Source organism: Mesorhizobium sp. B4-1-3, from assembly GCF_006439355.1.
GTDB lineage: Bacteria > Pseudomonadota > Alphaproteobacteria > Rhizobiales > Rhizobiaceae > Mesorhizobium.
This window is the reverse complement of the sequence record NZ_VFTG01000041.1, coordinates 24,775-33,462: the sequence shown is the minus strand read 5'-3', so window position 1 is coordinate 33,462 and position 8,688 is coordinate 24,775. Positions and strand designations below refer to the sequence as shown.

The window sequence follows — 8,688 nt, the reverse complement described above, 5'->3', positions numbered from 1 at the left end:
GATCGTCGGTGGCGGCTATCCGATCGAGTTCATCCTTTGACCAGGTAGTCATAGCGGTTTCCTTTATCGGCCGGTCATCCCGTTCACTGCGCTGTGGCGCGCTCAATCGTGATATCCGATGGGCCGGCCACCTTGAGGGCGTCGAAACCTGCGACGATGCGGCCGAGCTTCACGAGGCCGGGGGAACGGCGGAAGTCCTTGTGAAACAGAGCGAGATTGCCCCAGGGCGCGTAATACGTGACGTCACCCGCTTCTGGATTGATCGCCGAAGGCGCCCCGAGGGTGCTCAGTTTCGACGGCAGGTAGGCGATCTTCTCGGTCGCGGCGTAGTCTTCGAGCTTCACCTTGAGAGGCAGCAAAGCCAGAAAATCGCGCGTGGCGGCGTTGTCTTCCAGAATGGCGACCACAGGTGTTCCATTGAGCGTGAACTTGATTTTCATGGTCTTCTGCGCGGTCTGGCTGTAGGCGGCGGCGCCAACGAGGATGAACGATGCTGCAAGCAGAATTGTTCTTCTGGTCATCGACATCGCGTCCGCCACATTGTTCGCGGGAAATGGCGCAGGATGAGCCGCGCCACCCGATAGACTTAACCGCGCCGCTTTTCGAAAACTGCCTTCGCCACCGGCAGGGCCGACATGGCGTTGGGCCAGCCCGCGTAAAAGGCAAGATGCGTGATAACCTCGGCGGCCTGCTCTTCGGTCAGTCCGTTATCCATCGCTTTATTCAGATGGAACGTGATCTGCTCGACCTGTCCGACCGAGATCAGCGCGGCGACGGTGATGAGGCTTCGGTCGCGTGGCGCAAGATCCGGGCGCAGCCACAGGTCACGGAAGAGATAGTCCGTGGTGTACTGCACGAGGCCGGGCGCAACCTTGCCGAACTGATCCCCGACCCTGGTCGCCCGATCGGCCTCGGCCTTCTCGTCCAGCGGCAGAGGCGTCGGGTCCACCTTCGGAAGCTGATCTGCGCCGATGCCACGCTTGGCGAAAACCTCGCTGACAGGGCCGATGGCCGCCATCGCCTTGCCCCAGCCAGAATAGTAAGCGAGATGCGTGATCGTCTCCGCAATCTCGGCGGGCTTCACGCCATTCTCAAGCGCCTGGTCGGCGTAGTAATTGAGCGCGCCGGCCTCGCCGCGAGCAATCAGAGCGGCAATCGTGACCAGGCTGCGATCGCGCCGGTTCAGGCCCGGCCGCTTCCAGACATCACCGTAAAGGCGGTTCTGCGTGTATTGCTCCAGGGCCGGCGCTACGGACCGGACCTGATCCGGCGTGAAGCGGCGACCCTCGGGATTGGGCTGCTGAGCGTGTGCGGTGGTGGTCATGGCGATAACTCCTAATAGAGGGGCGATGAAGCGTTTCATGTCGGCCTTCCGGCGATAGTATCCATACACTCTGGCGTGGGGGCGGTTGCTCGGGGCGAGGCCACGAGCGGCGTGGATGACGCCTCCCTTATGCGTGGTCGAACTGGCTTTCGGTGAACGGGTCCGCGCGGCCGCCGACCAAGGCTATCTTGGCCGCACCGGCATCGAACTCCCTGAGATCGCCGGCTGTCAGATGCACGGTGGCAGCGCCGACGTTCTCGGCCAAATGCATGTATTGCGTCGTGCCGGGGATCGGGACGATCCAAGGCTGCTGCGCCAGAACCCACGCAAGGGCGAATTGCGCCGGCGTGGTGTTCTTTCGCTCGGCCCAGCTCCGGACGTAGTCGTAGAGGGCCAGATTCTTCGGCAGCGCCTCGGGCGCAAAGCGCGGCAGGTTATGGCGGCGATCAGTCGAGTCGAAACGACTGGCGGCATTGACAGCGCCGGCGAAAAAGCTGCGGCCCATCGGACAGTAGGGCACGAAGCCAATCCCGAGTTCCTCGAGCGTAGGAAATATCCGGGTTTCCGGCTCGCGCCACCAGATGGCGTATTCGCTTTCTACAGCGCTGACCGGCAGGACGGCATGGGCGCGGCGGATGGTGGCGGCGCTCGCCTCCGAGAGGCCCCAGTGCTTCACTTTTCCGGCTTGGATCAGATCCTTGACCGTGCCGGCGACCTCCTCGATCGGCACCTTGGGATCGGGACGATGCTGATAGAGCAGATCGATGTGGTCGGTCTTCAGCCGTTTGAGCGAGCCATCGACGGCGCGTCGCAGATGGTCCGGCTGGCTGTTCAGCGCGGTCGGCTGGCCTTCCTCGACGCCGAAGCCAAATTTGGTGGCGATCACGACCTGATCGCGAATCGGAGCAAGGGCTTCGCCGACAAACTCTTCGCTAAGATGCGGTCCATAGACCTCAGCGGTGTCGAAAAACGTCACACCCTGCTCGAATGCCGCGCGAATGAGCGCTACGCTCGCCTTGCGATCCCGCGGTCCGTTGCCATAGTAGCCGACCAGCGGCAAACAGCCCATGCCGATAGCTGACACCTCCAGATTCCCAAGTTTGCGGCTGTCCATCGACTTCTCCCTTCGTGGAATTGCGGCGTCGCGGCTCTGTCCGCCGGCACCAGAGCCTTGAGCGAAAGCGTTTCCGGCATTCATGAGCGAGGCGGCTGCAAGTCCAAGGCCGGCGCCAAGAACCGCGCGCCGGCTGGTATCGCCCCGACGGGGAGCTGAATCGTCCATTCCGGGGGAATGCGTCATTAGCGGTCTCCCTTATTGTTCCAGCCTTCATCGTAGAATTTAGCGCGTGGGAGGAAACGCGGTTACCCCTGGAATGCTGCATGGACTTTTGAAGAGCGCTCATGATGCGCAGCCTGTCCCGTGATCGGGTCAATCGGCCGATGTAAATCGAAAAGCTCGTATTCCGCGATATTGGTCAAATGGAACCATGCGGTTCCGTTTATTTTGAACATCTTCAAGAATGCGAGCCTGAGATGCTGGAGAACAGTTACCAGGCATAGGCTTGCGGCGCTTCTCCGCCGGGACCGGGCCAGATCTCATCGAGGCACCGCATGGTGTCGTCTGAGAGCGAGATTTCCGCAGCGCGCAGCGTCTGCGTGAGCTGTTCGATCGTGCGCGGCCCGACCAGCGGCGCCGTGACCACAGGATTGTGCAGCAGCCACGCGAGGGCGACATCGGCCGGCCGCTCGCCAAGGTCGTCGCACAATGCTTCATACGCCTCGAGTTGCGGGCGATACCGCTCGATCTTCTCCTTCATCGCCGGACGCGCCCGGCGTCCCGACGCAGCATTCTGCAAGACGCCACCCAGCAGGCCACCGCCGAGCGGGCTCCAGGGGATGAGGCCGAGGCCATAGTGGCGGCAGGCCGGGATCACTTCGAGTTCGATGGTCCGAACCGACAGATTGTAGAGGCTCTGCTCGGCTATGAGACCCATGAGATGGCGCCGGCTCGCCGCACCCTGGGCCGTTGCGATGTCCCATCCCGCGAAGTTGCTGCTGCCGACGTAGATGACCTTTCCCTGCTGCACTAGAAGTTCCATCGCCTGCCAGATTTCTTCCCAAGGCGTGAAGCGGTCGATGTGGTGCATCTGGTACAGATCGATGTGATCGGTCTTCAAACGTCGCAGACTGTCCTCGCAAGCGCGCCGGATATGAAGCGCCGATAGCCGGCGATCGTTCGGGCCGAGGCCCATCGGCTGGTAGACCTTGGTTGCGAGCACGATGCCGTTGCGGCTCCCGCGCTCTGCCATCCATCGCCCGATGATTTCCTCGGAGACGCCGAAGCCTTTCTCCATGTCGGGGGACTGCGGGCCGCCATAGACATCAGCGGTATCGACGAAGTTGATCCCGGACTCCACGGCCGCATCCAGAATCTGAAAGCTGGTCGACTCGTCGGTCATCTCCCCGAAGTTCATCGTGCCCAGGCAAAGACGGCTTACTTTCAGCCCCGAACGTCCCAGATGAGCATATTGCATAGCACTTTTCCTTCGTCAGTCTTGGAGAGAGATTTCCAGCATGGAGTATCCGACATGCGAACAACTCGGCTGGGAACATCTCGCGACACAAATTTGCATGGGTCGCCCGAGGTCCGTCTCGGGAGCGCACCCTAAACCGGAGTCGGCGATTCAGTTACCGGAGTCTGTTGCATGGTCTTGTGAGAACAATTCAGCAGCGTTGAAATGAGCGAAGCGATAGGGGACGTCGACTCGACTTCGCATCGGTCGGTTTTGACCGCTGCGCAGCATCGCTATCCGCCACGGAGCGTCTTCATAGTCACTCCTGTCGGAGGAGCGCAGTGTCGGAGGGGCGTGAGCGGTGGCCCCCGCGCAATGAGCGTCGGACGGGGCCTGTCTCGGTTCGATCGGGTAGAGGGGTTTCGACGAGGGGAATGCGAAGATGACCGGTACTGACGAAAGAGCGTAACATGCAAAGCAATCGCGCCGACATCGCCGATCTGACCTACTTTCTGGCGATTGCGAGGCATCGAAGCTTCAGCCGCGCCGCAATCGAAATCGGCGTAAGCGCGTCAGCGTTGAGCCACGCGCTCAAGGGGCTGGAGGGCCGCCTTGGGGTCCGGCTCCTGAACCGGACGACCAAGAGCGTCACGCTCACCGCCGCCGGGGAAGCTCTCGCCGCAGCCATCGGTGAGCCGTTCGAGGTGATCGACACCGCGATCGAGACACTCAACCGCTTTCGCGATGCTCCAACCGGCCGCATCCGGCTGAACGTCGCTGTCGAAGCGGCCAATTTGCTGCTGGCCCCCGTACTGCCCGAATTCGCGGAACGCTATCCTGATGTCGAACTCGATATCGTCGCCAGTAATCGCATGGTGGATGTGACGGATGCAGGCTTCGACGCCGGCATTCGGTACGGTGGCACGGTGCCGGAGGACATGATCGCTCAACGGCTGTCGGCAGACGTGCGCTGGGTGGTGGCAGGATCGCCTGAATATCTCGAGCGGTTCGGCGTTCCAGAACATCCCAACGATCTGCTTCAACACCGATGCATCAGCAATCGGCTCGGCGATGATCGGGTCTATCGATGGGAGTTCGAGCACGACGGAGAGGAATTGCAGATCACTGTGCCGACATCGATCACCGTGGATCTCGCGGACACCGGACTTGTCGCCGTCCTCGGTGGCGTTGGCCTCATGTATTTCCCAGAACCGCTGGTCGCCCCTTATGTGGCGGACGGACGGCTGCGCCTGGTGCTCTCGGACTGGGCATCTATGGGCGATGGTTTCCACATCTACTATTCGAGCCGCCGCCAAGTGCCGACGGGGCTCCGTCTTTTGATCGATCTCATACGCGAGCTGCGGCCGATGGGGCTATAAATTAAACAAGACGTGAAAATCGGACAAAACGAGAGACTGAAGTAGGACGAACTGCGGACCGGTGGCCGGAAGCCGGAGAACCCTTTCTGCCCGTTTCCTTTTCAACAAACATATTGTCGACGATCACGAGCGCGAAGCAATTGGGAATATTCCGCTTCGGGTTCATTGCTGAACTCTGCTCATCGCCCCGTGAAGATTAACGCCGCTACCGCGCTGAGCATAGGAGGGATATTTTGGCGTGGACGCATGTTGGTCATCCGCGAGAGGAAGCAGATCCATGAAATTCTACCGCAAAGGATCACAGGCCCCCTTTCAAGGGCCGACTGATTGGTTCACCGGCTCAGTGTCGGTGCAGCCGCTTTTCCCGCAGAACGAGCCCTCGCGCATGACCGGTGGGCATCCCCATTTCCAGCCGGGCGCACGTACTGCCTGGCATACACATCCCCTCGGCCAAGTCATCATCGTGACCTCAGGAAAGGGGCGAGTACAACGCTGGGGCGGTCCAATCGAGGAGATCAAAGAGGGCGATGTTGTTTTCTTCGAGCCCGGTGAGAAGCATTGGCATGGCGCAGCACCGGACTCGGCGATGAGTCACATCGCGCTGCAGGAAAACGTCGACGGTAAGAACGTCGACTGGCTGGAGCAGGTTACCGACGAGCAATATTGCGGAGCCGCTCCTTACAGATCAAATGAGGTCTGTGGCGAAAGGCCGCCCAGGCAGGAGGAAAGACTGTGAGAGCTGTTGGACTGACCAACTTCGGCGGTCCCAAGGTGTTGCGCCTTTTGGAGCTGCCAGTCCCCGAGACTAAGCCGGGGCAGGTTCGCATCCGAGTCCGAGCTGCCACGGTCAACCCAGTCGATGCGTTAGTGCGCCAAGGCTTGGCTTTCGTGTCCGACGCTCCGCCTCCCTATGTACCGGGAATGGAGGCGGCTGGCGTGGTCGATCAGGTCGGAGACGGCGCCGACACGGACCTTCGGGTGGGCGACCGTGTCATTGCGATCGCCGTCGTCTCCGGAACACACGGCGCTTATGCCGAGTATCTTGTTGTGCCCGCTGAATCGGTGGTTCGCGCGCCGGCGGAGACCACCGATATCGAGGCAGCGACCTTGCCTATGAACGGGTTGACCGCCCGCATGGCACTCGATCTTCTGAACCTTCCCGAGGACGGCATCGTGGCAGTCATCGGTGGCGCGGGTGCCGTCGGCGGCTACGCCATTCAACTCGCCAAAGCCCAAGGCTTTCGCGTGATCGCCGACGCAGCTCCGCGAGACACGCAGTTGCTCAGGGACCTCGGAGCCGATGTCGTGCTGCCGCGCGGAGAATCCTTCGTCGAGCTGGTGCGCAAGGAAGCGCCCGAAGGTGCAGACGGACTCGTTGATACGGCAGGTATCGCCGCATCAGTCGCGGGCGCCGTTCGCGATGGCGGGCGGATCGTCACGTCGGCTCCGGGCGCTGCGCTGGCCAAAGAACGCGGAATCGTGACCGAGCGCACGTTCGTACCAAATTATGCGTGCAATCGTGCAGCGCTGGAAGACTTGAGAACCTTGGCCGAGCGCGGCCAACTAAGGCTTCGAGTCGCCCGGACGCTTCCTATGGAGCAGGCACCTGAAGCGCATCGATTGTTGGAGCGAGGCGGTTTGCGCGGACGCTTGGTCCTGACCCTCGGAGCTGATCGATAGGTCGAGACGCAAGACCTGGCTGATTTCTCACGCAGAGCTGGGGAGCAGGAGAATGTCATCAAAACGACTTGCGGGCAAAATCGCCATCGTTACGGGGGCGGCGCGCGGCATCGGCCGGGCAACAGCCGTGGCGTTTGGGCGCGAGGGTGCAACGGTCATCGGCATTGACATCGCCGGCCCGGTTAGCCGAACGCTTGAGGTCGAGCCGGCAACACCGGCCGAACTCGATGAAACCGGACGGCTCGTCGAAGCGGCGGGCGGAAATGGACAGCTCGCCCGCTCGACCAGCGGGATAGCGGCGTTGCGTGAAGCGGCCGCATGGACGACCGAGGCTTTCGGCAAGATCGACATTCTCTTCGCCAATGCCGGCATTCAGGCTTTCAAGCCGATACTCGAAATGGAGGACGCCGACTGGCACGACCAGATCGACGTCAATCTCACCGGCACCTGCAACGCCATCCGAGCGGTAGCGCCCCATCTGGTCAAGAACGGTGGCGGTCGCATCATCGTCACCTCATCGACGCAAGGGCAGCATGGCACCAAATATGGTGCGGCGTACTCAGCCTCGAAATGGGGAATCATTGGCCTGATGAAATCAGCCGCCCTCGAGTTGGGGCAGTACGGTATCACGGTCAATGCCGTAATCCCGGGTCTGATCGACACGCCGCTCACCCGCCATCGTCAGCGCTACGCGCAGGCCATCGACGATCTCGACAATTCCGAACCACTTGAGAAACTGGAAGACGAGGCAAAGCAGAAGCTGACTGCGAAGTCGCCGTTCGGCGTGCCTTGGCTGCCGCCTGAAGCCGTCGCACCCGCTGTCGTCTTTCTCGCCAGCGACGATGCCTGCATGGTTTCAGGCGCGACCTATGACGTGACGGGCGGCGACAGCGCGAACAATACGGCCTGAGCCAAGAACAGGGAACTGGACGCGTCCACTATGCGCTGGTGATACGCATTCCTATGGCGAACCCCGGGCTGAACGGCCAGAACTCGCTTTATCGTAGCTGCAGTCGGATAACACTACTGAATTTGACTCATGACCTCATGAAGCGAACGGCGGGTAATTGGACAGAGCTTCGTGGCTTATAGTGGCTGCCGCTCTGGATGGTTGCGAAGCAATCGCGATGGTCTCGGCGTAAAAGTCGTGCGGGATGTCCGCCGTTCGGGTCCCGCTTGGGAGCGACAGGAGAGCGATGCCAATGGCCAGCAATGAACTCACCCGAAGAGACATGCTGACGGTCGCCGCTGTGGGAACGGGCGCGTTGGTTGGCGGTTCGTTTTCGTCAGAGGTAGCCTCCGCAGCGGAGCCGGCGAAGACGGGATCGGGCATGATGGACATTTCGCTTCGGGTGAACGGCGCCGAGCACCGCCTGTCGCTCGATCCGCGCACCACGCTGCTCGATACGTTGCGCGAGCATCTCCACCTGACCGGCACCAAAAAGGGGTGCGATCATGGCCAGTGCGGCGCCTGCACGGTGCATATCGACGGGCGGCGGGTCAATTCGTGCCTGACATTGGCGGCAATGGCCGAAGGGGCAGAGATCACTACGATCGAGGGCCTTGGCGATCCCGATCATCTCCATCCGATGCAGCGGGCGTTTCTGGAGCATGACGGTTATCAGTGCGGCTATTGCACCTCGGGCCAGATCATGTCCGCCACGGCGATGCTGAAGGAACAGTGGGGCGAGAGCGACGCTGAGATCAAGGAAGCGATGAGCGGCAACATCTGTCGCTGCGGCGCCTACAAGAACATCCTGGCGGCGATCCGTCAGGCGAGAAAAGCGTGAAA

General features: G+C 61.4%; 9 protein-coding genes. 5 read left to right on the top strand and 4 right to left on the bottom strand.

What is annotated here, in order from left to right:
• Positions 1-83 precede the first annotated feature (83 nt).
• From FJW06_RS28585 to FJW06_RS28570, 4 genes are all read right to left on the bottom strand, one after another.
• Entirely contained in the window at positions 84-527 is a 444-nt protein-coding gene (locus FJW06_RS28585) for a cyclophilin-like fold protein (RefSeq protein WP_210239002.1), read from the bottom strand.
• 59 nt (positions 528-586) lie between these two features.
• Positions 587-1,363 (bottom strand): carboxymuconolactone decarboxylase family protein, encoded by a 777-nt coding sequence (locus FJW06_RS28580; RefSeq protein ID WP_140756832.1) that lies wholly within the window; start codon positions 1,361-1,363, stop codon positions 587-589.
• Between the two features lie 88 nt (positions 1,364-1,451).
• Complete coding sequence (locus tag FJW06_RS28575; RefSeq protein WP_210239001.1) at positions 1,452-2,438, bottom strand: aldo/keto reductase; 987 nt, start codon at positions 2,436-2,438, stop codon at positions 1,452-1,454.
• A gap of 433 nt (positions 2,439-2,871) precedes the next feature.
• Positions 2,872-3,858, bottom strand: a complete 987-nt coding sequence (locus FJW06_RS28570) for an aldo/keto reductase (RefSeq protein WP_140756829.1) — start codon at positions 3,856-3,858, stop codon at positions 2,872-2,874.
• Between the two features lie 449 nt (positions 3,859-4,307).
• Here FJW06_RS28570 and FJW06_RS28565 point away from each other — a divergent pair, with 449 nt between their 5' ends.
• From FJW06_RS28565 to FJW06_RS28545, 5 genes are all read left to right on the top strand, one after another.
• Complete coding sequence (locus FJW06_RS28565) at positions 4,308-5,216, top strand: LysR family transcriptional regulator (protein WP_140756827.1); 909 nt, start codon at positions 4,308-4,310, stop codon at positions 5,214-5,216.
• 277 nt (positions 5,217-5,493) lie between these two features.
• Entirely contained in the window at positions 5,494-5,952 is a 459-nt protein-coding gene (locus tag FJW06_RS28560) for a cupin domain-containing protein (protein ID WP_140756825.1), read from the top strand.
• Positions 5,949-6,896 (top strand): NADP-dependent oxidoreductase, encoded by a 948-nt coding sequence (locus tag FJW06_RS28555; protein WP_140756823.1) that lies wholly within the window; start codon positions 5,949-5,951, stop codon positions 6,894-6,896. Before FJW06_RS28560 ends, FJW06_RS28555 begins: the two co-directional genes overlap by 4 nt.
• A gap of 52 nt (positions 6,897-6,948) precedes the next feature.
• A complete protein-coding gene (locus FJW06_RS28550) occupies positions 6,949-7,806 on the top strand; it encodes an SDR family NAD(P)-dependent oxidoreductase (RefSeq protein WP_140756821.1) in 858 nt (285 codons plus the stop codon).
• A gap of 292 nt (positions 7,807-8,098) precedes the next feature.
• A complete protein-coding gene (locus FJW06_RS28545; protein ID WP_140756819.1) occupies positions 8,099-8,686 on the top strand; it encodes a 2Fe-2S iron-sulfur cluster-binding protein in 588 nt (195 codons plus the stop codon).
• Positions 8,687-8,688 lie beyond the last annotated feature (2 nt).